Origin of the sequence: Flavobacterium ammonificans (assembly GCF_020886115.1) — a bacterium.
GTDB classification, from domain to species: Bacteria; Bacteroidota; Bacteroidia; order Flavobacteriales; family Flavobacteriaceae; genus Flavobacterium; species Flavobacterium ammonificans.
Map to the genome: position 1 here is coordinate 231,313 of NZ_AP025185.1, position 21,959 is coordinate 253,271.

General features: G+C 32.3%; 23 protein-coding genes. 7 read left to right on the forward strand and 16 right to left on the reverse strand.

The window, feature by feature from the left end:
• The 4 genes from LPC20_RS01060 (at position 1) to murI (ending at position 5,313) form a co-directional block, all read left to right on the forward strand.
• A complete protein-coding gene (locus tag LPC20_RS01060; protein ID WP_229325641.1) occupies positions 1 to 2,670 on the forward strand; it encodes a BamA/OMP85 family outer membrane protein in 2,670 nt (889 codons plus the stop codon).
• 34 nt (positions 2,671 to 2,704) lie between these two features.
• Entirely contained in the window at positions 2,705 to 3,910 is a 1,206-nt protein-coding gene (locus LPC20_RS01065; RefSeq protein ID WP_338083183.1) for an OmpH/Skp family outer membrane protein, read from the forward strand.
• A 20-nt stretch (positions 3,911 to 3,930) separates the two neighbouring features.
• A complete protein-coding gene (locus LPC20_RS01070) occupies positions 3,931 to 4,428 on the forward strand; it encodes an OmpH/Skp family outer membrane protein (protein ID WP_229325643.1) in 498 nt (165 codons plus the stop codon).
• 108 nt (positions 4,429 to 4,536) lie between these two features.
• Positions 4,537 to 5,313, forward strand: a complete 777-nt coding sequence (gene murI / locus LPC20_RS01075) for a glutamate racemase (RefSeq protein ID WP_229325645.1) — start codon at positions 4,537 to 4,539, stop codon at positions 5,311 to 5,313.
• A 7-nt stretch (positions 5,314 to 5,320) separates the two neighbouring features.
• Here the strand turns inward: murI and LPC20_RS01080 are convergent, their stop codons facing one another.
• Both LPC20_RS01080 and LPC20_RS01085 read right to left on the reverse strand, forming a co-directional pair.
• Complete coding sequence (locus LPC20_RS01080; RefSeq protein ID WP_229325647.1) at positions 5,321 to 5,836, reverse strand: gamma carbonic anhydrase family protein; 516 nt, start codon at positions 5,834 to 5,836, stop codon at positions 5,321 to 5,323.
• Positions 5,837 to 5,854: 18 nt separating this feature from the next.
• Complete coding sequence (locus LPC20_RS01085) at positions 5,855 to 6,838, reverse strand: PorP/SprF family type IX secretion system membrane protein (RefSeq protein WP_229325649.1); 984 nt, start codon at positions 6,836 to 6,838, stop codon at positions 5,855 to 5,857.
• 117 nt (positions 6,839 to 6,955) lie between these two features.
• Here LPC20_RS01085 and LPC20_RS01090 point away from each other — a divergent pair, with 117 nt between their 5' ends.
• Positions 6,956 to 7,855, forward strand: a complete 900-nt coding sequence (locus LPC20_RS01090; RefSeq protein ID WP_229325651.1) for a NifU family protein — start codon at positions 6,956 to 6,958, stop codon at positions 7,853 to 7,855.
• A 52-nt stretch (positions 7,856 to 7,907) separates the two neighbouring features.
• On the forward strand, positions 7,908 to 9,929 hold the full coding sequence (locus LPC20_RS01095; RefSeq protein ID WP_229325653.1) for a thioredoxin domain-containing protein: 2,022 nt from the start codon (positions 7,908 to 7,910) through the stop codon (positions 9,927 to 9,929).
• Here LPC20_RS01095 and tsaB read toward each other — a convergent pair.
• From tsaB to LPC20_RS01110, 3 genes are read right to left on the reverse strand one after another with little or no spacing between them, the layout of a single operon-like run.
• Positions 9,907 to 10,581, reverse strand: a complete 675-nt coding sequence (tsaB, locus tag LPC20_RS01100; protein ID WP_229325655.1) for a tRNA (adenosine(37)-N6)-threonylcarbamoyltransferase complex dimerization subunit type 1 TsaB — start codon at positions 10,579 to 10,581, stop codon at positions 9,907 to 9,909. The genes LPC20_RS01095 and tsaB overlap by 23 nt on opposite strands.
• A gap of 6 nt (positions 10,582 to 10,587) precedes the next feature.
• Positions 10,588 to 11,868 carry an efflux RND transporter periplasmic adaptor subunit gene (locus tag LPC20_RS01105; RefSeq protein WP_229325657.1) on the reverse strand — a complete coding sequence of 427 codons (1,281 nt, stop codon included), beginning with the start codon at positions 11,866 to 11,868 and terminating at the stop codon, positions 10,588 to 10,590.
• A 6-nt stretch (positions 11,869 to 11,874) separates the two neighbouring features.
• Positions 11,875 to 13,239 (reverse strand): TolC family protein, encoded by a 1,365-nt coding sequence (locus tag LPC20_RS01110; RefSeq protein ID WP_229325659.1) that lies wholly within the window; start codon positions 13,237 to 13,239, stop codon positions 11,875 to 11,877.
• Between the two features lie 181 nt (positions 13,240 to 13,420).
• Here LPC20_RS01110 and LPC20_RS01115 point away from each other — a divergent pair, with 181 nt between their 5' ends.
• Positions 13,421 to 14,818: a DUF4403 family protein gene (locus tag LPC20_RS01115; protein WP_229325661.1), complete on the forward strand. Its 1,398-nt coding sequence runs from the start codon at positions 13,421 to 13,423 to the stop codon at positions 14,816 to 14,818.
• A 2-nt stretch (positions 14,819 to 14,820) separates the two neighbouring features.
• On the opposite strand, the gene LPC20_RS01120 is transcribed toward LPC20_RS01115, so the two are convergent.
• The 11 genes from LPC20_RS01120 to gcvH all read right to left on the reverse strand — a co-directional run bounded on the left by LPC20_RS01120 (position 14,821) and on the right by gcvH (position 21,918).
• Positions 14,821 to 15,057: a hypothetical protein gene (locus tag LPC20_RS01120; protein ID WP_229325663.1), complete on the reverse strand. Its 237-nt coding sequence runs from the start codon at positions 15,055 to 15,057 to the stop codon at positions 14,821 to 14,823.
• 4 nt (positions 15,058 to 15,061) lie between these two features.
• Positions 15,062 to 15,607, reverse strand: a complete 546-nt coding sequence (locus LPC20_RS01125; RefSeq protein ID WP_229325665.1) for a DUF420 domain-containing protein — start codon at positions 15,605 to 15,607, stop codon at positions 15,062 to 15,064.
• Between the two features lie 2 nt (positions 15,608 to 15,609).
• Positions 15,610 to 16,293, reverse strand: coding sequence for an SCO family protein (locus LPC20_RS01130; protein WP_229325667.1), 684 nt, complete (start codon positions 16,291 to 16,293; stop codon positions 15,610 to 15,612).
• Between the two features lie 9 nt (positions 16,294 to 16,302).
• Complete coding sequence (locus LPC20_RS01135; protein ID WP_229325669.1) at positions 16,303 to 16,944, reverse strand: hypothetical protein; 642 nt, start codon at positions 16,942 to 16,944, stop codon at positions 16,303 to 16,305.
• Positions 16,945 to 17,017: 73 nt separating this feature from the next.
• On the reverse strand, positions 17,018 to 17,368 hold the full coding sequence (locus LPC20_RS01140) for a cytochrome C oxidase subunit IV family protein (RefSeq protein WP_229325671.1): 351 nt from the start codon (positions 17,366 to 17,368) through the stop codon (positions 17,018 to 17,020).
• A gap of 18 nt (positions 17,369 to 17,386) precedes the next feature.
• The gene (locus tag LPC20_RS01145) at positions 17,387 to 18,364 is read right to left on the reverse strand and encodes a cytochrome c oxidase subunit 3 (RefSeq protein WP_229325673.1); all 978 of its coding nucleotides are present in this window, start codon (positions 18,362 to 18,364) and stop codon (positions 17,387 to 17,389) included.
• Positions 18,365 to 18,407: 43 nt separating this feature from the next.
• Complete coding sequence (locus LPC20_RS01150) at positions 18,408 to 18,989, reverse strand: cytochrome c oxidase subunit 3 (protein WP_229325675.1); 582 nt, start codon at positions 18,987 to 18,989, stop codon at positions 18,408 to 18,410.
• Positions 18,990 to 18,992: 3 nt separating this feature from the next.
• The gene (gene cyoE, locus LPC20_RS01155; RefSeq protein WP_229327164.1) at positions 18,993 to 19,895 is read right to left on the reverse strand and encodes a heme o synthase; all 903 of its coding nucleotides are present in this window, start codon (positions 19,893 to 19,895) and stop codon (positions 18,993 to 18,995) included.
• Positions 19,896 to 19,976: 81 nt separating this feature from the next.
• Positions 19,977 to 21,116: an MFS transporter gene (locus LPC20_RS01160; protein WP_229325677.1), complete on the reverse strand. Its 1,140-nt coding sequence runs from the start codon at positions 21,114 to 21,116 to the stop codon at positions 19,977 to 19,979.
• Between the two features lie 24 nt (positions 21,117 to 21,140).
• The gene (locus LPC20_RS01165) at positions 21,141 to 21,545 is read right to left on the reverse strand and encodes a VanZ family protein (protein ID WP_229327165.1); all 405 of its coding nucleotides are present in this window, start codon (positions 21,543 to 21,545) and stop codon (positions 21,141 to 21,143) included.
• Positions 21,538 to 21,918 (reverse strand): glycine cleavage system protein GcvH, encoded by a 381-nt coding sequence (gcvH, locus tag LPC20_RS01170; RefSeq protein ID WP_229325679.1) that lies wholly within the window; start codon positions 21,916 to 21,918, stop codon positions 21,538 to 21,540. The genes LPC20_RS01165 and gcvH overlap by 8 nt, the downstream gene beginning before the upstream one ends.
• Between the last annotated feature and the right edge of the window lie 41 nt (positions 21,919 to 21,959).

Consider the following 21,959-nt stretch of genomic DNA (forward strand, 5'->3'; position numbering starts at 1 on the left):
GTGTTACATAAAAGCATACAATTAGTTCTTAGCCTATTATTATTTGGATTTTTTTTCCAAGCTAGTGCGCAAGAAAGAGTCCCATTTGATCAAGGCAAAAAATATTTTCTTGCTGATGTCAATGTTGTTGGTAAGATTACTTTTAATTCTCAAACAGTAGTAACTTTTACTGGACTTGAAAAAGGGAGCGAAATTAGCGTTCCTGGTGAAGAAATTAGTTCGGCAATCAAAAAGCTAGGTAAACTAGGCTTGTTCAATGAAATCTCTTTTTACGTTAATAAAGTAGAGAATGATAGTATTTATTTAGACTTACACTTAGAGGAACTTCCAAAATTAAATAAAGTTAGAATTGTCGGTGTTAAAAAGAACAAAATTGAAGGACTTATCAAAGATAATGGCTTGACGGAAAATAAAGTAGTCAACGAAAACTTAATCACAACTACTAAAAACTACATTGAAAACAAATACAAAAAAGACGGTTTTTTCAATACTAAAGTAAATGTAAATACCGTTCAAGATACCTCGACAGTAAATCAGGTCAATATGTTAGTTTCCATTGATAAAGGAACTAAAGTCAAAATTGATAAAATTGACTTTATAGGAAACTCTAAACTCTCTGACAAGGCGCTTAAAAAAGCCATGAAAGATACTAAACAAAAGAAGTTTACACGAATTTTTAAAGCTTCTAAATTTATAAAAGACAAGTACAAAACAGACTTAGAAAAAGTTATTGATGTCTACAAAGAAAAAGGATTCAGAGATGCGCGTATAATTTCTGATACTGTCTCTTACAACAAAGAAAAAAATGCACTTGCTGTTGGAATTAAAGTAGAGGAAGGAAATCGTTATTATTTTGGAGATATTAAGTTTTTAGGAAATACTGTGTATTCTGACCAAGGCTTGAGCAAAGCGCTAGGACTAAGAAAAGGAGATGTTTATAACGGGGTGTTACTTGAAAAAAGAATTGCAGATAAAACTAAACCTGACGGAGAAGATATAACTAATTTATATCAAAATAACGGTTACTTATTTTCTAGTATTAACGCTGTAGAGGTTAAAACAGCTAATGATACCATTGATTTTGAAATCAGAGTAACAGAAGGACCTATTGCCTATTTTAATAAAATAACAGTTGTTGGAAATGACAAAACAAATGATCAAGTTATTTATCGTGAATTACGAACTAAACCAGGTGAAAAATACAGTAAAGAACAGCTTGTTAGAACAATTCGAGAAATAGGTCAACTTGGTTTCTTTGATCCTGAAACCATAGATCCTAAGTTTAAAAATGTTGATTCAGGAGCAGGAACAGTAGATATTGAATACAATCTAGCCGAAAAAGGCGCTAGTCAAATTGAACTCCAAGGAGGTTATGGAGGCGGTGGATTCATTGGAACACTTGGTTTGTCCTTTAATAACTTTTCAGCAAAGAATATGTTTAATAAGTCCGCTTACCGACCTCTTCCTATGGGAGACGGACAAAAGGTATCGCTAAGACTACAAGCAAGTACTTTCTTTAGAACTTATAGCGCTTCTTTTTCAGAGCCTTGGTTTGGTGGAAAAAAACCAGTTCAATTCAATTCTTCGATTTCGTATAGCCAACAATACTTGAATAATTTTATAACCTTTGAAGTAGACAGAACAAAAAGCTTTAACATTCTTACACTTTCTGTTGGAATTGCAAAAAGGTTAACCGTACCTGATGACTTTTTTGTACTATCACAGTCTGTAAGTTACCAACACTATGAATTGAACAATTACAATACTGGACTATTTACTTTTGGCGATGGAACTTCTAGAAATTTAGCCTATACAATAGGAATAACTAGAAATAACAAAGGGGTAAATCCAATCTTTCCAACTTATGGTTCAGAATTTAGTTTCTCTGCTAAATTTACACCTCCCTATTCTTTATTTGATAATGTTAACTATGCCACTATTGGTTCTCAAGAAGAATATAAATTTAAGTATACTGGATCACCTTATACAGGACCTAATGGAATTTTAGTTAATGAAGGAGACTATTTAGAAAGTTTACCAAGCTCAACAAATCCATTCCCAAATAGAGTAGCAAGATTTCAAGATGGAGCAGCTGATCCTTCAAAAGTAGATCAACAAAAATTTAACTGGTTAGAGTACTATAAAGTTAAATTTAAAGCAGATTGGTATACTAAACTATTTGGAAAACTCGTTATGAGAAGTTTATCAGAATTTGGATTTTTAGGGGCTTATAATCAGAGTAGAGGATCTATTCCATTTGAACGTTTTTTCCTTGGAGGAGATGGAATGCAAATGTTTGCCATGGATGGTCGTGAAACGATTCAGCTGAGAGGTTATCCAAACAACTCAATTACGCCAATTAATAGTAATGGAGAACAATTAGGTGCAACTATCTATAATAAATTTTCATTAGAAATGAGATATCCGATTACATTGAAAGCTTCAGCTTCAATTTATGCCTTAGCCTTTTTAGAAGCAGGATCTTCTTATGATTCGTTTAGAAATTACAATCCTTTTGCTTTAAACCGTTCAGCAGGAGTCGGATTAAGAGTATTTATGCCTGCCTTTGGTCTACTTGGTATTGACTTTGCAAAAGGTTTTGATGCATTGCCAGGACAAAGCGCGCCAAATGGATGGGAAACCCACTTTATTATTGGTCAACAATTTTAATTTAAATTATCTGTTTTGATTTTTTAAAAAGATTATGAGAAAACAAATATTATTTCTATTTTTAACCCTGAATGCTTTCTTTTCTCTAGCGGGACAAGTGAAAGGTCCAAGAATTGGTTATATAGATATGGAATATATTTTACAAAATGTTTCCAATTATAAAGAAGCACAAAATCAATTAGAGGAGAAAGCAATTAAGTGGAAACAAGAAATAGAAACAAAAAAGAATAGCATTCAAAAACTTGTTGATGAATTAAAAACAGAAAAGGCTCTTTTAACGAAAGAATTAATAGAAGAGCGTGAAGCAGAAATACACTATCTTGAAAAAGAAGTTTTAGAATTTCAACAAAAAAGGTTTGGTGCCAATGGGGATTTAATGCAGCAAAAGTTAATTTTAACCAAGCCTGTTCAAGATCAAGTTTTTACAACGGTACAAGATATTGCTGAAGCCAAACAATTTGATTTTATTTTTGACAAATCTTCTGATTTAACCATATTATTTGCTGCTAAGAAATTCGATATAAGTGATCAGGTGTTACGTGTAATTAACCGAACCGAAAAACGGGAGCAGTTAACCAAAAAGCAACAAAAAAACCTAGAAGAAAAAGAAAATAAAGAAGATGCTCTTGATGAAAATGATACTTTAAAAGAGAGACAAAAGATTTTAGATGCCAGAAAAGAAGAAAGAGAAAAGATACTTGCTGATCGAAAACAACTTCAAGAAGCAAAGAAAAAAGAGTTTGACGATCGAAGAAAAAAATTAGCTGAAGAAAAACTAGCAAAAAAGAATAGTAGTACTTCTTCGAATACAGGTACTGAAAAAGCTGCTAATGACAATGCTTCAAAAGAAAAGCTGCAAGCGGCAGAATTAGCAAGAAAAAAACAAGCAGAAGAAAAACAAATTCTTCTTGATGAACGTAAGAAGGTTATTGAGGATAACAAAAAAGCGTTAGAGGAAAAAAGAAAAAAGGCGATTGAAGATCGTGAAAATAAAAAAAATGGAACGGTTTCTGAAAAAGTTACAACTGATGTAAGTAAAGTTGACTCAACCAAAATTAAAATTGAAGAAGCTAAACTCAAACAAGCGAATGCAAAACAAAAAGCTATTGAGGATCGTAAAAAACTTTTAGAGGAAAATAAAAAAGCAGCAGAAGAAAAAAGAAATAAAATTATTGAAGAAAGAGCTGCAGCAAAAAAAGCAGCAGAAGAAAAATTAAAATCAAATACAAACAAAAATTAATTATTAAACACTTTTAGAAAATGAAACAAATCAAGACTTTATTAATCGCAGCAATAGTATTCTTAGGAGCTAATCAAATTTCGGCACAAACTAAAACTGCTCACGTAGACGTAAACGAAATTATGGCTAAAATGCCTGCTATGTTAGACGCTCAAAAACAATTAGAAAAATTGAGTACTACTTACGATTCTGAGTATAAAAAAATGGTTGAGGAATACCAAGGTAAGTTAAAAAAATACGAAGCAGAAGCGGCTACTGTAACTGAGGCTGTTAATGGAGAGCGCTCTAAAGAAGTACAAGACATGCAAAAAAGAATTGTTGATTATAGAGATAATGCTCAAAAAGAATTACAACAAAAAGAATCGGATATCGTAAAACCAATAATGGAAAAAGTGAGAGCATCTATCCAAAAAGTTGGAAAAGCAAAAGGATTCCAATATGTTCTAGATGGTTCTTCTCTACTTTTAGCAGATGGTACCAACTTAACTGCTGATGTTAAAAAGGATTTAGGTTTCTAATTTAAACCTCACACTATTATCTCAACTGCTCCCTACAACAAGGAGCAGTTTTTTTATGCATTAATAAAATATATAGGAAATTTAAATTGTAGTAGGTAACTTTGTTGTATGGAGAATAACCAACCTATCGGTATTTTTGACTCAGGCATTGGAGGGACATCCATTTGGCAAGAAATACATCAATTACTACCTAATGAAAAAACTATCTATCTTGCTGATAGTATAAATGCTCCTTATGGTCAAAAATCAAAGCAAGAAATAATTGACTTAAGTTGCAAAAACACAGAATTCCTTTTAAATAGGGATTGCAAGCTAATCGTAGTAGCTTGTAATACTGCTACAACTAATGCTATTCAAGAATTAAGAGCCAAATACACTATTCCCTTCATTGGCATAGAACCTGCAATTAAACCCGCGGCAACTAACTCAAAGACACAAACAATAGGAATATTAGCTACCAAAGGCACTCTAAATAGTGAGCTTTTCCATAAGGCAACAGAAATGTATCAGGATACCAAAATAGTGGAACAAGTAGGACATGGTTTAGTTCAACTTATTGAAGGTGGACAAATCAACTCTACAGAAATGGAACAACTACTTCACTCCTATCTTCAACCGATGATTGAGGCTAATATCGATTATTTGGTACTGGGATGTAGTCATTATCCTTATCTGATTCCTCAAATTAAAAAAATACTTCCAGCACATATCCAAATTATTGATTCAGGACAGGCTGTTGCTAGGCAAACTCAAAAAGTTTTAGAAGAAAAAGTTGGGTTTTCTAGTTTAAAATTACCCGATCCGATTTTTTATTCAAATACAGATCCTAAAGTCTTATCAGCTATTTTAATGGATAACTTTAGAATAGAAAAAATCGACTTTTAAGCGAATATTATTCGTCTTTAAACCAACCTGAATACATTACATAATTATTTGATATCCTTTCAATTTCGCCTGCAAAATCGGATTGATCAATATCTTTCACTTTTTTAGCAGGAACACCCGCCCAAATCGTCCCTGATTCTACAACAGTATTTTGGGTAATCACAGCACCTGCTGCAACAATTGAATTACTTTCAATAACACAATTATCCATCACTATAGCCCCCATTCCAATTAATACATTGTCTTTAATCACACAGCCGTGAACAATTGCATTATGCCCAATAGAGACGTTACTACCAATAATTGTTGGATGCTTTTGATAGGTGCAATGCACCACTGCACCATCTTGAATATTAACTTTGTTGCCAATAGAGATAAAATTAACATCTCCCCTAATAACGGCATTAAACCAAACGCTGCACGAATGTCCAAAACTAACTTCACCTACAATAGTTGCATTTTCAGCAACATAACAATCTTCAGGAATTACGGGTGATTTCCCATTAACGGATTTAACTAACATAAAAATTTATTATAAAAATTATAAAGTGGTTCCAATATAATACTCTTGTTTGCAATTAAAATTAAAACCTAAAGTAATTTGATGATACGCCCCTTGATCAAATAAGATAGGCCCTGAAACTCTTGAATACGTGTATCCTATCATTAATTGTTTGTAAGTTACGCCAAAAAAAGGAGTAACGTATTGCAGTTTTTGACTTGAAACAGCTGTTCCGTTTAAATATTGTGCTCCTTCAAAACTTCGTCTATACGATAATCCGCCCCATAAAGATCCAATTCCTTGAAGTAAATCTTTATGTACTTTCAAATTAAAATCAACTAATTTCTCTTTTGTAGCATCAATCATTTGAAACAAAATAGACGGCTCCCAGAGTATTTTTTGTTTATCCCCAAAGGCATAGCCAGTACTGAAAATATACCTCCTAATATTCCTGCTTTCAAAATCACTGTATATTTTTCGTTTAGATTCAACTGCCCCCAGCACTGTTGCGTGAACATAAAAATTAAGAAAGTTATAGGAAACCCCTACATCCACATTAAAATTGGAACTTCTTTGTATCTCCCCTGTATTTAATGGATCGTATTCTGTAAAACTAGTTTCGTCTAATTGTCTTTGAACCATACCCGTACTCATTCCAAAAGAAAGCTGATTCAAATCGATATCATCTCTGGAAAACATAATATGATGTGCATAGGTTACTTTAGCTCCTTTTTGGGAATGGTATCCATTTTTGTCATTAAAAATAATAACACCTAATCCTGATTTGTCAGTTACCCGCATATTAAGACTGGCAGTTTGAAGTTCTGGAGCTTCATCTTGACCAAACCATTGTTTACGCCCGGTTATTCTTAATTTATCACAACTAGATGCTCCAGCCATAGATGGATGAAGTAAATAATAATTATCCGTTAAATAATCAGAATATACAGGGATCCCATCCTGTGAAAAAGATGTAAATGAAAGTAATAAAAATAAAATTAAAAATTTCAATTTATTGTACATTCTAATGGTATTAAAATACTTAAACTAACGTTAATTGTATGTTAGTATTGCATATAATTACCAAATATAACTATTCAAAGAAAATAACTTTAGTAAATTTGCAAAAAAATAAAACTCATGATGAAAGTTACTATAAAAGAGACTCAGAATCCAACTATACTAAAATTTGAATTCCCAGATTTTATTACGCAAAATGAAAACTTTGAATTTAAAAATATCGACGAAGCGGGGAATTCTCCGTTAGCGCAACAACTCTTTTATCTTCCATTTGTTAAAACAGTTTACATTTCAGGAAATTTTATAGCTATTGAACGCTTTAGCATTGTAGAATGGGATGATGTGAAAGAAGCTGTTGCAGAACAAATTGAAAAACACGTGAATGAAGGTGGTGTTATTGTTAAACAAGAGGATAACAAAACAAAAAAACAACCCATTACTGTTTATGGAGAAACAACTCCAAATCCGTCAGCATTAAAATTTGTGGTGAGTAGAATGTTGACTAAAACAGCGGTTGAGTACAAAAATATAGACCAAACAAGTTCATCACCTCTTGCTAAAGAATTATTCAAATTTCCATATGTAAAAGAGATTTTTATTGATGAAAATTATATATCGGTAACCAAATACGACATCAATAATTGGGATGAAATTACGCTAGAAATTCGCAGTTTCATTAAACAATTCATTGAAAATGGGGGGACTGTTTTAGAAGAAAATTTTGTTCAAGAAACACTTGTTGAAGAAACAAAAAAGACAGAAGAATTCGACAACTTAGATGTTACTTCTCAGAAAATTATCAATATTTTAGAAGAGTATGTAAAACCAGCCGTTGCTGCTGATGGGGGAAATATTGCTTTCGAATCTTTTGACGAAGAAAATAAAATCGTGAAAGTCATTTTACAAGGTGCTTGTAGCGGTTGTCCATCTTCTACATTCACATTAAAAAGCGGCATTGAAGGCTTGCTCAAAAGTATGCTTAACGATGACAGTATTATAGTCGAAGCGGCAAACGCTTAAACATTACACTAAAAAGCGTTTCTTTATGAGACGCTTTTTTTAGCTACTCAAAATGAACGAACTTCACTTAGAAACAAGTCCTTATCTTTTACAACACGCCAATAATCCAGTGCATTGGAAAGCTTGGAATGCTCTTTCTTTGGCTGAAGCCAAAGAAAAAAACCAACTTATCATTATTAGTATTGGATATTCCGCTTGTCATTGGTGTCATGTAATGGAACACGAAAGTTTTGAAAACGAAGCTGTTGCATCTGTAATGAATGCTCATTTTGTAAACATAAAAGTAGATCGGGAAGAACGTCCAGACATTGATGCAGTGTACATGAAAGCAGTACAAATTATGACAGGTCATGGCGGCTGGCCATTAAATATTGTAGCCTTACCTGACGGAAGACCAGTTTGGGGCGGAACTTATTTTAGAAAAGAAGAATGGACAGAAACTTTAGATCAATTGCAAAAAATGTACTTATCGGCTCCTGAAAAAATGATTGATTATGCCGAGAAATTACATCAAGGAATTGAAGCTATTTCCATAATTCAAAAAGGGCACAATGAAAATTCCAATCAGAAAGAAATACTTGACCATTTGATTTCTAAATGGAAAAAAAGTTTTGATTTGGAATTTGGAGGAATGGCACGAGCACCAAAATTTATGATGCCTAACAATTATCAATTTTTACTTCGTTACGCCTATCAAAATCAAGATGCCGAGTTATTATCATTTGTAAACTTGACGTTAACCAAAATGGCTTTTGGCGGAATATTTGATACCATTGACGGCGGATTTTCTCGCTATTCGGTCGATATTAAATGGCATGTTCCGCATTTTGAAAAAATGTTATATGATAATGGGCAATTGATTTCTTTATACAGTGAAGCCTATAAATTAACCCAAAATCCGATTTACAAGGAAGTCATTGAAAAAACCTTGCAATTTGTTTCAAAGGAGTGGAGAACTTCTGAAGGAGGATTCTATTCTGCTCTTGACGCAGATAGTTTGAATATAGAAAAGCATTTAGAAGAAGGTGCTTTTTATGTTTGGACAATGGAAGAATTAAAGTCAATTCTCCACGAAGATTTTGATCTTTTCAGCCAGGTATTTAATATCAATTCATTTGGCTTATGGGAAAATGGAAATTATGTGCTAATTCAAAACCAAAACCTTGAATCTATTGCCAAACTCAATCAAATTACTACAGTCGAATTAGAACTAAAGAAGAGAGTTTGGGAGCAAACTCTTTATTTAAAAAGAGAAAAAAGAGCTAAACCAAGACTAGATGATAAATGTTTGACGTCTTGGAATGCTATTATGTTAAAAGGTTATGTTGACGCTTATAAAGCCTTAAATAACGAAGAATACCTTACTAAGGCGCTTGAAAACGCAAACTTTATAATCAAAAAACTTTGGTCAAATGATGGGAACTTATGGCACAATTTTAAAAATGACAAAGCTACCATTAATGGCTATTTAGAAGATTATTGTTTTGTGATTGCCGCTTTTATTGCATTATATGAAGTCACTTTTGAAGAAAAATGGCTTCACGACGCCAAGCAACTAACCGATTATACTTTAGAACACTTTTATGATGAACAACATTCATTCTTTAGATTTACCTCAGATAAAGATGAAGCATTAATTAGTGTTCATTTTGAAACAGAAGATAATGTAATTCCTGCTTCTAATTCAGTTATGGCAAAAAATTTATACCAACTTAGTATTTATTTTGACAACTCTTATTATGAAAAAGTAGCCCAAAAAATGCTTTCCATACTCGTGCCTAATATGGACTACCCTTCTGCTTATTCCAATTGGTTGGATTTGATATTATCTTTTTCAGAACAAAATAAGGAGTTGGCTATTTGCGGACCTAATGCCAAAGAATCAAACAAAATAATTACAGCTTTGTATTTACCAAATGTCATTATCGCAGGAACTGAAAAGACTTCGAATTTGCCTTTTCTAAAAGACCGATTTGTAGCGGGTAAAAACAACTACTATGTTTGTCAAAATAAAACATGTCAATTACCTAACACATCTATTCAAGAGGTAATTAGCCAGCTTGTTTTGAAGTAGTTATCATGAAATCTTTTAAATAATAAGGTTCAAAGTAGGCTACATCTTCGAAATCTTCTTTTTGGAATTTTTGAAAACTTAAAGCACTCATCTCATTTGCTGATGGGTATTTAACTTCTTCCAAAAAATTAAAATTAGATTTCATTAAAACAGATTTACATTTATCACTGCAATCTCCAACAAAATAGACTGTTTCAGTAATGGATTCAAAGGAATTCTCTGTGATGACTTCCGCTCGAACTTCTCTTTGTTTTACCAACTTAAAATCAAAAATAGCACTATATACTTCCATTCTTCGTGCATCAAGCATTGGAATGATCAATCCTTGAGCAATAGTAGCTTTTGATGCTAAGACTTGTAAGGTATCAACTGCAATCAATGGGATATTCAACGCATAACACAAGCCCTTTGCCGCTGACACACCGATACGAAGTCCAGTGTAAGAACCTGGGCCTTGACTAACTGCAATAGCGGATAAGTCTTGAAAGCTAATTTCCGATTCTTTACAAACTTCATCAATAAAAACATGCAATCGTTCCGCATGGGAATAACCTTCCTCTGCAATCTCTTTGCAAAGGATTGTTTCTCCATTTTTGGCTAATGCAACAGAACAGTTTTTGGTAGCTGTTTCAATGTTTAAAATGTAACTCAATGCAATTTACTTCTTATCTGTTTTTAACTTTACTTTATCTCCAGAATTTAATTCTTTAGAAACTATAGTATAAGGACCTGTAATTACAACATCTCCTTTTTTAAGTCCTGTTAAAACTTCAATATTAGTATCATCTTGAATTCCTGTTTTTATCACACGAATTTTAGCTTTATTTCCAACTTTAACAAAAACACATTCAAATTTTTTATCACTTTTTGGAGCTGATTTTTCTGCCTCTGGATCGTCTACTTTTATTTCCTTTACTGCAGCAGTATCTGATTTCACAACAACTGCACTAATTGGCACAGCTAACACATTCTTTTTCTTTTTGGTAATAATATCAACTGTAGCAGTCATTCCGGGTCTAAATGGTGAATATGTTGACGGTTTTCCTTCCAATAAATCTTGGTACGATTCTTTTAAAATTCTCACTTTCACCTTAAAATTAGTTACCTGATCAGCTGTCAAAGCAGAACTTGCTGAATTAGCAATACTCGTAACTACTCCTTTAAAATCTTTTTTCAGATACGCGTCTACTTCCACTTTGGCTTCGTCACCTACTTTGATTTTTACAATGTCATTTTCGTTAACATCAACTTCCACTTCCATATTATTCAAGTTAGCCACTCTTAATATTTCAGTTCCTGCCATTTGTTGCGTTCCTAAAACTCGCTCACCCAATTCTACATTTAGCACAGAAACAGTTCCATCTGCAGGAGCATAAATTACTGTTCTACCTAAATTATCTTTAGCTTCAATTACAGAAGCCGAAGCGCTTTTTACATTAAAATAAGCGGATTCCTTAGATGATTTAGCTACTTCAAATGCAGCGATAGATCTATCCCAATCTGCTTTAGAAATAATCCCTTTTTGAAACAATACTTTGTTTCTTTCATAATTGGCTCTGGCTTCGTTGAAACTAGCATCTGCTTGTTGCAAACCAGATTTAGTTCCAGACAAATTTGCTTGAGCTCTATTCAATCCAGAAGTATATAAATCAGGGTTGATTTTAACTAACAAATCCCCTTTCTTTACAACTTGCCCCTCTTTGATTGGCAATTCAATAATTTCTCCAGAAACCATAGAAGCTATTTTAACCTCAATTTCAGGTTGAATTTTACCTGTTGCCGAAACCGTTTCGATAATTGTCGAAGCATCAACATTTGCTGTTTCAATTTCTTTTCCTTCATCTTTATTACCAATTGCACCAGTTTTAGATAAAACAATTAGTAAAGTAATTAAAGCTACTGCTGCACCGATTAAGATGTATATGGTCTTTTTTGACATAATAAATTAGTTTTTAATGATTGGAATTCCAAAATAGAATTCAAGGATTTTGATTTTAAAAATAGAGTCGTATTTAGTTCTTAACACTTCAGATTGAGCATTTATCATTAAAGTTTGCGCTTGATTGTAGTCAAATGAATTCAATAATCCTACATCAAATTTTTCTTTGGCATAAAGATAGGCTTCTTGTCTAGCTTCAAAAGAAGTAATAGCAGTTTCATTAGCATTCAAAGCTCCTTTAGCATCTGTAAATGCTGCATAAATAGTCCTTTGCAAGTCTAAATTTTGTTGTTGTAAATTATTTTTAGATCGCTCAAGCGCCACTTTTGAACGCTCTACATTATTCTTAACAGAGAATCCATTGAAAACCGGAATAGTCAACTGTGCACCAAAAGATTGTCCTTTATTGTCCTGAAATTGTGTCCAAAATGGATTTGCAGGTCTTGTTACTAAATTACCTCCAACAATAGCGGCGGCATCAGCATATGAAATTCTAGAATTAAATCCATAAAAACCTTGAAGCGTTGGTAAATAGGCTCCTTTTGCAATGGCAAGATTTTTTTGAGCTATTTCAAGATTCGTTTGAGCTATTTTTAAATCAGTTCTAGACTCTTTAGCTTTTTCAAGAATTTCCGAAGGTGATTGAGCTAAAATAGTGTTATTCTGACCCATAGAAGTCTCATCAACAACATCAAAAGTTTCAAACTCTTTTAACTGTAAAAGTTGCGCTAAACTCAATTTAGAAATTAATAAGTTATTTTGTGCAACAACTAAATTCTGACGGTTTTGAGCTAAATTTGCTTTGATATCTAGCATATCCCCTCTCGGAATTGAACCTGCATTAACGAGTTCAATGGAGCGATTAAGCTGCTTTTCATTATTTAAAAGTTGTTCTTGTTGCACTTTTAAATTTTCTTTGTTGAATAACACTTGTAAAAAAGCATTAGCCACATTCAAAGCTACATCTTCTTGCATCTTCAATAATTGATATTTAGATGCAACTAATGCCAAATTAGCTCTTCTCAAATTATTTTGATTTTGCAAACCTTTATAAATATCAATTCCAACATTTGCACTTGCTGAAGTAAACTGATTGGTTTGATTCCTTAACAAACCTGTTGTAATATCTTGGTTCAATCCAATATTCCAAGAATGATTAGAGGCAACATTTAAAGAAGGCAAGAAGTTACCTACTGCAGTTTGCTTATCTATAGTAGCCGTTTTGGTATCTAATTCCGTTTGCTTGATTGATATGTTATTTTCTAATGCATATTGTACACATTCTTCTAAAGTCCACTTCTTGGTTTGTGCCTGCGCTACAACTCCAAATAGGACAATTAAAATAAGACTGAAACAATTATTTTTTTTCATAATTCATTAAATCGTATGAGGTAAAGATACTATTCTATTTTTATGTTTTCTCAATTGTCACTCTTGAATCTTAAATTTTTCACAACAATCAAAAACAATTAGACTCCAATTTTTTCCAATTGTTACAAATAAAATTATTTTTTTGTTTCTTTTAGTACTTTTGTCGTTCAAAAGTTGTTCGATGAAAAAAATCAATTTCCCTTTTATTTTGCTTTCTATGTACCTCTTTGTTACTGGATGTACTAGCGCTAGCAAAATTGCTAATTTTCAACCCGAACCTGATGATGCCATTCCATTAGCGTATGACAATAGCCCATCGTTTCTCAATTTACCTATTAAAATAAAATTAAAGGACATTGAAAATAAAACAAATAGTGCTTTAACTAACTTAATTTATGACGATTCCAATATCGAAGATGATAATATTGAAATAAAAATTTGGAAGCTTGCGTCAATTCAATTTGAAAATAACCTAGGAAAAATAAAAACTATTTTACCATTAAAAGCAACCATTCGTTACCGAATAGGCACGAAAAAATTAGGGGTTCAACTCTATAATACAAAAGAATTTAATTTGAACGGTGTGGTTACTTTGACAAGTGAAGTGAACTTGACAAATTGGAAATTACAAACTAAAACTCAATTTCAGTCTATAGATTGGAACGAAAGTCCAACCATGTCTTTATTAGGTAAAAATATTCCAATTACCTTTTTAGTTAATTCTAGCCTTCCTCTTTTCAAATCAAAAATCGAAAAAAAAATAGATGAATCTATTGCAAAATCGATGGATTTTAAACCTAATGTTTTAGATGCGCTAGAAAAAATATGCAGGCCATTCCAAATGAGTCAAGAATACGAAAGTTGGCTCAGAGTTACTCCCATAGAAATTTACACTACCAATGCCGAATTGATAGGGAATTCAATACACATAAACATGGGTATAAAATGTTTTATGGAGACTTTAATTGGAAAAAAACCGGAATCAAAATTCAATTCGAGTACTCTTATTTTGAAACCCGTGACATCTATGCCCAGTGCTATTAAGGCTAGTGTTGTTGCTGTTTCAAATTATCAGGATGCATCTAGAATAATCACTCAAAACTTTAGGGACAAAGAATTTGCTTCTGGAAAAAGGAAAATAAAAGTACTCAATGCAACCATTTGGCATAAAAAAAATAAAATGTCAATTGCGCTAGAAGTAAAAGGTAATGTTAATGGGACAATCTATTTAACAGGCATTCCAAAATACAATGAAGTAACAAAAGAGCTTTATTTTGACGAAATGGATTTTGCTTTAGAGACTAAAAACAAATTATTGCAAACAGCCAGTTGGTTAGCTCAGGGATTGATTCTTAAAAATATCCAATCAAACTGTAAGTATTCAATTCGTCCAAACTTAGAAGAAGGCGTTAAAAATTTGTCAGGATATTTGAAAAATTACAGCCCAATTCCCGGGGTATATGTTAATGGAAGACTCGATAATTTTGAATTCAATAAAATTCAATTAACTAACCAAGCAATTATTGCATTCTTAACTATCAACGGAGAGGTAAACATTACCGTTGACGGTTTTAAGTAAAGCTATTTTTTCTTCATCCTATAAATTGCGTATCCTATTCCGCCTACTAATAAATAGGGAATTGCCATTAAATACACAATTCCATCATTTACAGCTTCAGACTTCGTTTTATTGCCTTCGCTTTCTAATGAAGCCCTACACATAGCACATTGTGCATAGGTGTAACTTGAAAAAAGCAAAAAAAATAGAACAACAAATTTGAATTTAAAATATCGCATTTTGAATGTAAATAAATTCATTAACTTAATGGGTGTAGTACGGTGCAATCATTAGGTATACAACAACCCCTGTTACTGCAACATACAACCAAATAGGGAACGTAATCTTTGCAATTTTCTTATGTTGGTCAAACTTTGCTGCTAACGCACGTACATAAGTGAATAACACTAATGGGATTACCGCAATTGAAAGCAGTATATGGGAAATCAATATAAAAAAATATACAAATTTAATCCATCCTTCTCCACCAAATTTAGTAGAATCCGAAGTCATATGATAAGCTACATACATTACTAAAAATGCTAATGATAATGCAATTGCAAAAGTCATCAAACGTTCATGAACTTTTCTGTTCCCTTTTTTTATAGCCAATACAGCAGCAACTAAAACTACAGCAGTAATTCCGTTAATAGTTGCATAAATTGGAGGTAAAAATGAAAGGGGCTCCACTTCAAAGCCAAAGTCTTTCAATTTAACCGTGAACAAAATAGCCACAACTATAGGGATTAAAACCGAAACAAACACAATTAACGTATTGTACTTCTTATCTACATTAGAAATATCTTTCATATCTATTCTTTTAATAATTTTTTAATGTCTTCTTGAATATCTTTTACTCCTTTAGCCTCTAATCCATCATAATATAAAATTGGATTCCCGAATTGGTCACGACGACAACGAATAATTCCATTTTTATCAATTAAAGCAAAAAGTCCAGAGTGTTCAAATCCACCGCTCACTTTACTATTTTCGCCAGCGTACAAATTAAAACCTTTGTTGGCTAAATTAAAAATATAATCTTTATCTCCTGTCAGAAAATACCAATTAGAGGACTTTACACCCAAAGCCTCTGCATGTTCTTTTAAAACCTTAGGTGAGTCTGTAACAGGATCAATGCTTATTGAAGCTATCCCAAAATTAGGATTGCCAAAAAATTGTTTCTCAATCCCAAGCATACTTTGGTTCATCTTTGGACAAATAGTTGGGCAACTAGTAAAGAAAAACTCTAATACAAAAACCTTTCCTTTGAAAGTAGCATTAGAAACAGAAGCATTGTCTTGGCTAATCAATTCAAATTTTGGACAAGGACCAATTTTTACCAAACTTGTATCTTCAACATTTCCAATTTGGACTTTATCCAATCGATCTGCCGAAGTAACTGAACCATTTTGAATACGTTGAACAATTTTAGGAACTACTAAAATCGCAAAAACTAAAATTATAAATGATATCCCTATATACGATTTGTTTTTCATCTCGTTTTATTAAATTTTTCTAGAAGCATTATTATTCTTTTTTAATGCCGCTCTATATTCATATAAAATCACCTTAAAATCATCTAACATTTCATTACTCAATTCAGCTGGATGAAATGTATCATAACCTTCTTTATATTCTTTTTTTTCTTTTCTTCCTCTCAAATTGATTTCTTTGTCTAAAATGTAAACATTTGATGTGCCAAAATTTGCATCTAATTTTTCAGCTAAACGCAGTTGATTGTAATAGGAATTGATTTCTTCTGGCGAAGTAAAGACAAACTGCCATTGGGATGTGTTTGTAAATGCCCCCAAAGCTTTCAAAACTGATTCAGCATCTTTCTCGGTCCCAATTGGACAAAGATAGACAAACTGAAGGTCTTTAAATCCGTGGTATCTTTGATAAACCTTTTGGTTCAAATTAAATAAATTACCTCTGTGTTTAAGCAAATCGTTTCCGCCAAAACCTAAAATAGTAACCTTACCATTTAAGCTTACCTTATCTCCACTTAAGGATGTCCAGTTGCCAAAATCATTTGTTTTTGGAGTAATTATTGGAAGTTTAGTATAGCTATTCACTCCCGAAGCAAAAAACAAATAAGCTACTATAGGTAAAATAAAAAGAATAAAGAGAACAGTATTTTTTTTCATCTTGAATTAAATTTAGATTACAAAAATAAAAAAAGGCACGCAATGCGTACCTCTTTCATTAATTAATATCATGTTAAAAATTCCATTTAATTGTAGAATTTTTAAATATTTCATAAATATAATCTCCTTCTGTTAAAAGAATAAAGAGTAGGTAAATTACTAAAAAAACAACTGGGTAAACTACCGAATTTCTTAACCAACTTGTCTCGCCTTCAATATGCATAAAAGCCCATACAATATAATATGCTTTAAAAATTGTTAATGCATAGAATATCCAGTTCAATAAATTCATTCCTAAAACATTATTCATAAAAAGTGAATCTGGTTTTAGTATCCCTAAAATTACTTCAACTATAGTTACAAGTGAAAGAATTCCGAAAACTTTCCAAATTCTAGCTGTATTTGATACGTGATCGTGTGACATTGTTATTGTTATTAAAAATTAAACAAGGTAAAATACTGTAAATACAAACACCCAAACTAAATCAACAAAGTGCCAATATAAACCTACTTTCTCTACCATTTCGTAACTTTTTCTCTTTTCATAAGTTCCTAATAAAACATTAAAAAAGATAATAATGTTAATTATAACTCCAGAAAATACGTGGAAACCGTGGAAACCAGTAATGAAAAAGAAGAAATCAGCAAATAACTTACTTCCATATTCATTACGAATAAGGTTAGCTCCTTCCACTACATAAGTAGCATCTTTAAGTCTAGCTATAGATTCTTGACGTGATAAAACTTCTTTCTTTTTTTCTTTTGTAATAGTCTCCGTTCTAATCAATAAATCTGGATGAGCTTCAAAACCAGCTTGAACTTCAGCCACAGAATAAGTAGGCAATGTAGGCTCTTCCATAAACCATTTGGCTTTGTTTCTAGTTAATTGCTCTCTTTCTTCAGGAAGTGTAACGGCAAAATCTGCTAAAGCAACTCTATGCCCATCTTTATCCACAAATTGAAGAATACTTCCTCCTTTAGTTTCAACTGCACCGTATTCACCTTTGATAAAATTTTTCCATTCCCAAGCTTGAGAACCAACGAAAATTAAACCTCCAATAATGGTAAGAAACATATAAATTGTCACTTTCTTTTTGTTCAATTGATGTCCAGCATCTACGGCCAAAACCATTGTAACAGAAGAAAATATTAAAATGAACGTCATTAACGCAACATAATACATTGGAGCAGTAACTCCATGTAAAAAAGGAAAGTGTGTAAACACCTCATCAGCCAAAGGCCATGTTTCTATAAACTTAAATCTTGAAAAACCATAAGCTGCTAAAAATCCAGAGAAAGTCAAGGCATCTGATACGATAAAAAACCACATCATTAATTTACCATAACTTGCTCCCATTGGCTCATTTCCGCCTCCCCAAGTTTTTTCTTCACTGTTTGCAGTAGTAACTGTCGCTCCCATAAAAGTTAATTCGTTAAAAAGTTTTCAAATTTACGTTTTTTTCTTATTTAAAGAAAAATAAAAATAAAAATAAATAAACCCACAGAACATCAAGAAAGTGCCAATACATCGCACCTAGTTCAATTCCAATAGTTTGAGTTGAATTGTATTTTTGTTTAAAATGATTATAAATTATAATTAAAAGTGAAATAATCCCTCCAGCCAAGTGCAACAAATGGACTAAAGTTACTATGTAAAGGAAAGTTGTAGTTATTGAACTAGCTTGTCCAGTAAAATAATAACCCTCAGCAATAATTTGATTAAATCCCAAAAACTGAAGTCCCACAAAAGAACAACCTAAAAGAAGTGTTAACAATAAGTACATAGATGTCTTACTATTTTGATCTTTTTTAATTGCTAATTTAGCCAGGTGAAATGTTACACTACAACCAATTATTACCAAAGTACTCCAATAAAAGGCTGTTGGCAATTGAAAGTCTTTCAACCAGTCAGCTCTTGACTTACTTACAACAAAGGCACTTGTAATTCCAGCAAACATCATTGTCATACTTGCCATAGCAAATAATAAAATTAGTTTGGCAGATCGTTCTTTTCGTTTTTTTTCTTCTAAAACTGATAATTCCATAATTTATCTTAAAAATTTATCTACTATATAAACCAATTGTAATAACGTAATATAGGCAACACTTACTAACATTAATGTTCTTGCTGATTTTAGGGTTCGTAATTGATACAAACGTATTGCGTAAACTAACATCCAAATACCTAATAAAAAAACAAATAATGCGGCCCAAGGGGTTAAATACAATTGCCCTGTAAAACCTAGAACAGGTAATAATGAAGCTATAATTAACCAAACCGTATACAAAATTATTTGAAATGCAGTTCCTTTATCTTTTTTCCCTGTAGGCAACATAAAAATGGACGCTTTCTCATAATCTTCATATAAGAACCAACCAATAGCCCAAAAATGAGGGAATTGCCAAAAAAACTGAATCAAAAAAAGTGTTCCTGCTTCTATACCAAATTCACCCGATGCAGCTACCCAGCCTAACATAAAAGGAATAGCTCCTGGAAATGCACCAACGAAAACTGATAATGAAGTAACCGTCTTCAATGGGGTATATAAACTAGTATATAAAAATATCGAAATAGCACCAAACATGGCTGTTTTCGGATTAATTGTATACAATAAAATAATACCAATAATAGTCAGCAAAAGAGCTATTGCAACAGCAACATTAGAACTCATTCTTCCTGCGGGAATAGGTCTATTTTTTGTCCTATCCATTAATGCATCAATATCTTTTTCAATCACTTGATTAAATGCGTTAGACGCACCTACCATACAATACCCACCGGCTGCTAGTTTCAACAAAACAAAAAAATCTGAAGTGTGAAATTCTGGCAAACCAAGAACAAAACCAGCTATTGATGAGAAAACAACACTCACTGCAAGACCTGCTTTCGTGATCGCTTTGAAATCTAAATAAACGGATTTAATTGTAATGGTACTCAATGTTTGTTGTATAAATCAGGCGCGAAGATACAAATTAGATTGTGAAATAAATCACATCTATTTTAGATTTATACGTTAAAAAAAACAAAATATTTAGTCGGTAGATTTATCAAATGTGATATATAAATAAGCACTCAACATCACTATTACTAACTCAAAAAAAATCAAGGCTTGGATAATGCCTATCCAATCGGCTAAATACCCTAAAAATATTGCAGGAATGCCAAATCCAATATATCCAAAAAACATGTATCCTGATATCGATCTTGCTTTTTGAACACCTCCTAAATGAGCAATAATAGCCAACCCGCCTTGGTAACTAAACCCGTATGCAGCCGACCCAATTAATGCAGTTCCGGTCAGCACAATAGCCAATTGCCCTAAGTAGCAACCTAGAATAACCAAGCTAAAACCAAGTGGAATTAGTAAAAACCCAAGTTTCAAACTTGTTTTGGGTTGAAAATATTTTCGAACAAAAGGCTGTAAAAAAGCACCAGTCCAATTAATTAAAACCAAACAAAATCCCGCATAAGGAGTAAGATTAAATAAAGCTAATTGAGATGGAATTATAGCGATTACTACTCCCGTACTAGCCCAGCAAATGGCAATAGATAAATTTACCGGAAAATAACCTTTTGGAAAATAAGGCAATCGAACTAAAGAGCCGCCTATTGGCGGAATAGCAGGAAGAAAAAATGCAAGGATTATCCCAATAGCCGTAATGAAAAGCGCTATGAAATAGGTAATTGGCGTAAGTGAAAAATGAATTAGTAAAGCGATACTTGTCATGAATGCCCCACCGCTAAATCCTATTGCAGTTGCCATAGAAGTAGCATTAGCTGCTTTCACAGAGCTTTTGGGGTCTGTTTTCAATAGTTCTGCAATATACGCTGTTCCTGTGCCCATACTCAAAGCCAAAGCTACTCCTTGAAAAAATCGAGAGAAGATCAATGCTATTACTGACGGAAAAATTGTAATTATCAAAGTAGAACAAAATGCCAAAACCAAACTAAACAACAAAACCGGTTTCCGACCTAATTTATCCGAAATACCTCCTAAAAAAATATAACAAGGCAACATCCCTAAAATATAAGTAGCTAAAACTAGGGAGGTTTGTCCGTTATTTAATCCGTCATTTTCAGCATACGGTCTAAAAAGAGGCATAGCTATATTTACCGCCAAGGTGATTAAGAAAAGTGAAAACGAAACAATTGATTTTGGATGAATTTTCATTTTATAAATACTAAAAAATCCCACTTAAAAGCGGGATTTTATATCGGAAAAATTTTGAATATATTTTGAACGCTTACCAACAGTTATAAATACAAAAGCAAGTATTGAGCCAACAAAATTTGCCATTATATCATATATATCTCCGCTTCGTGTCAAAGTTATTTTAGTTTGTAAAATTTCAATTACTATTCCAAATAATAATGAAAATACGACTGATACTAAAAGAAGTTTCTGTTGATTACTTTTCTTAACTTGTTTTTCAAAAAACAAATACCAAAGCACTGTAAATACAAAATGAAAAAATGAATGCACTATTTTATCTAAATGTGGAATCGAAACAGTTGGAATATCACTAGAAGGTGTTAAACACAAATAACTAACTAGGAAGGACCAAAATAATGCAATCCAAAAAAAATAATTTTTAAGCACCAATTAAATCTTTGTAAGAATCACTAGTAAGCAACGTATCTAATTCAGTCATGTCAGAAATTTTCACTTTAATCATCCAACCCGCTCCATAGGGATCTGAATTAACACTCTCAGGTGCACTCTCCAATGCATCGTTGAACTCAATAATTTCTCCAGAAACAGGTAAAAATAAATCAGAGACTGTTTTTACAGCTTCAACCGTACCAAATACCTCATCTTTTGCTAAAGTTTGATCCAAACTTTCTACTTCAACATAAACTATGTCTCCTAATTCTTTTTGAGCAAAATCAGTAATTCCAACTGTTGCAACATCTCCATCGATGCTAACCCACTCGTGATCTTTTGTATACTTTAAATGTACTGGTATATTCATAATAGTATTAAATTGTTTATTTTTTAACTAAAACAAAGGTA

Bases quoted from the DNA above. Each gene is read 5' to 3' on its own strand.
- LPC20_RS01065 (WP_338083183.1), top strand. From the start codon at position 2,705: ATGAGAAAACAAATATTATTTCTATTTTTAACCCTGAATGCTTTCTTT.
- LPC20_RS01070 (WP_229325643.1), top strand. From the start codon at position 3,931: ATGAAACAAATCAAGACTTTATTAATCGCAGCAATAGTATTCTTAGGA.
- murI (WP_229325645.1), top strand. From the start codon at position 4,537: ATGGAGAATAACCAACCTATCGGTATTTTTGACTCAGGCATTGGAGGG.
- LPC20_RS01080 (WP_229325647.1), bottom strand. From the start codon at position 5,836: ATGTTAGTTAAATCCGTTAATGGGAAATCACCCGTAATTCCTGAAGAT.
- LPC20_RS01085 (WP_229325649.1), bottom strand. From the start codon at position 6,838: ATGTACAATAAATTGAAATTTTTAATTTTATTTTTATTACTTTCATTT.
- LPC20_RS01090 (WP_229325651.1), top strand. From the start codon at position 6,956: ATGATGAAAGTTACTATAAAAGAGACTCAGAATCCAACTATACTAAAA.
- LPC20_RS01095 (WP_229325653.1), top strand. From the start codon at position 7,908: ATGAACGAACTTCACTTAGAAACAAGTCCTTATCTTTTACAACACGCC.
- LPC20_RS01105 (WP_229325657.1), bottom strand. From the start codon at position 11,868: ATGTCAAAAAAGACCATATACATCTTAATCGGTGCAGCAGTAGCTTTA.
- LPC20_RS01110 (WP_229325659.1), bottom strand. From the start codon at position 13,239: ATGAAAAAAAATAATTGTTTCAGTCTTATTTTAATTGTCCTATTTGGA.
- LPC20_RS01115 (WP_229325661.1), top strand. From the start codon at position 13,421: ATGAAAAAAATCAATTTCCCTTTTATTTTGCTTTCTATGTACCTCTTT.
- LPC20_RS01120 (WP_229325663.1), bottom strand. From the start codon at position 15,057: ATGAATTTATTTACATTCAAAATGCGATATTTTAAATTCAAATTTGTT.
- LPC20_RS01125 (WP_229325665.1), bottom strand. From the start codon at position 15,607: ATGAAAGATATTTCTAATGTAGATAAGAAGTACAATACGTTAATTGTG.
- LPC20_RS01130 (WP_229325667.1), bottom strand. From the start codon at position 16,293: ATGAAAAACAAATCGTATATAGGGATATCATTTATAATTTTAGTTTTT.
- LPC20_RS01135 (WP_229325669.1), bottom strand. From the start codon at position 16,944: ATGAAAAAAAATACTGTTCTCTTTATTCTTTTTATTTTACCTATAGTA.
- LPC20_RS01140 (WP_229325671.1), bottom strand. From the start codon at position 17,368: ATGTCACACGATCACGTATCAAATACAGCTAGAATTTGGAAAGTTTTC.
- LPC20_RS01145 (WP_229325673.1), bottom strand. From the start codon at position 18,364: ATGGGAGCGACAGTTACTACTGCAAACAGTGAAGAAAAAACTTGGGGA.
- LPC20_RS01150 (WP_229325675.1), bottom strand. From the start codon at position 18,989: ATGGAATTATCAGTTTTAGAAGAAAAAAAACGAAAAGAACGATCTGCC.
- LPC20_RS01160 (WP_229325677.1), bottom strand. From the start codon at position 21,116: ATGAAAATTCATCCAAAATCAATTGTTTCGTTTTCACTTTTCTTAATC.
- gcvH (WP_229325679.1), bottom strand. From the start codon at position 21,918: ATGAATATACCAGTACATTTAAAGTATACAAAAGATCACGAGTGGGTT.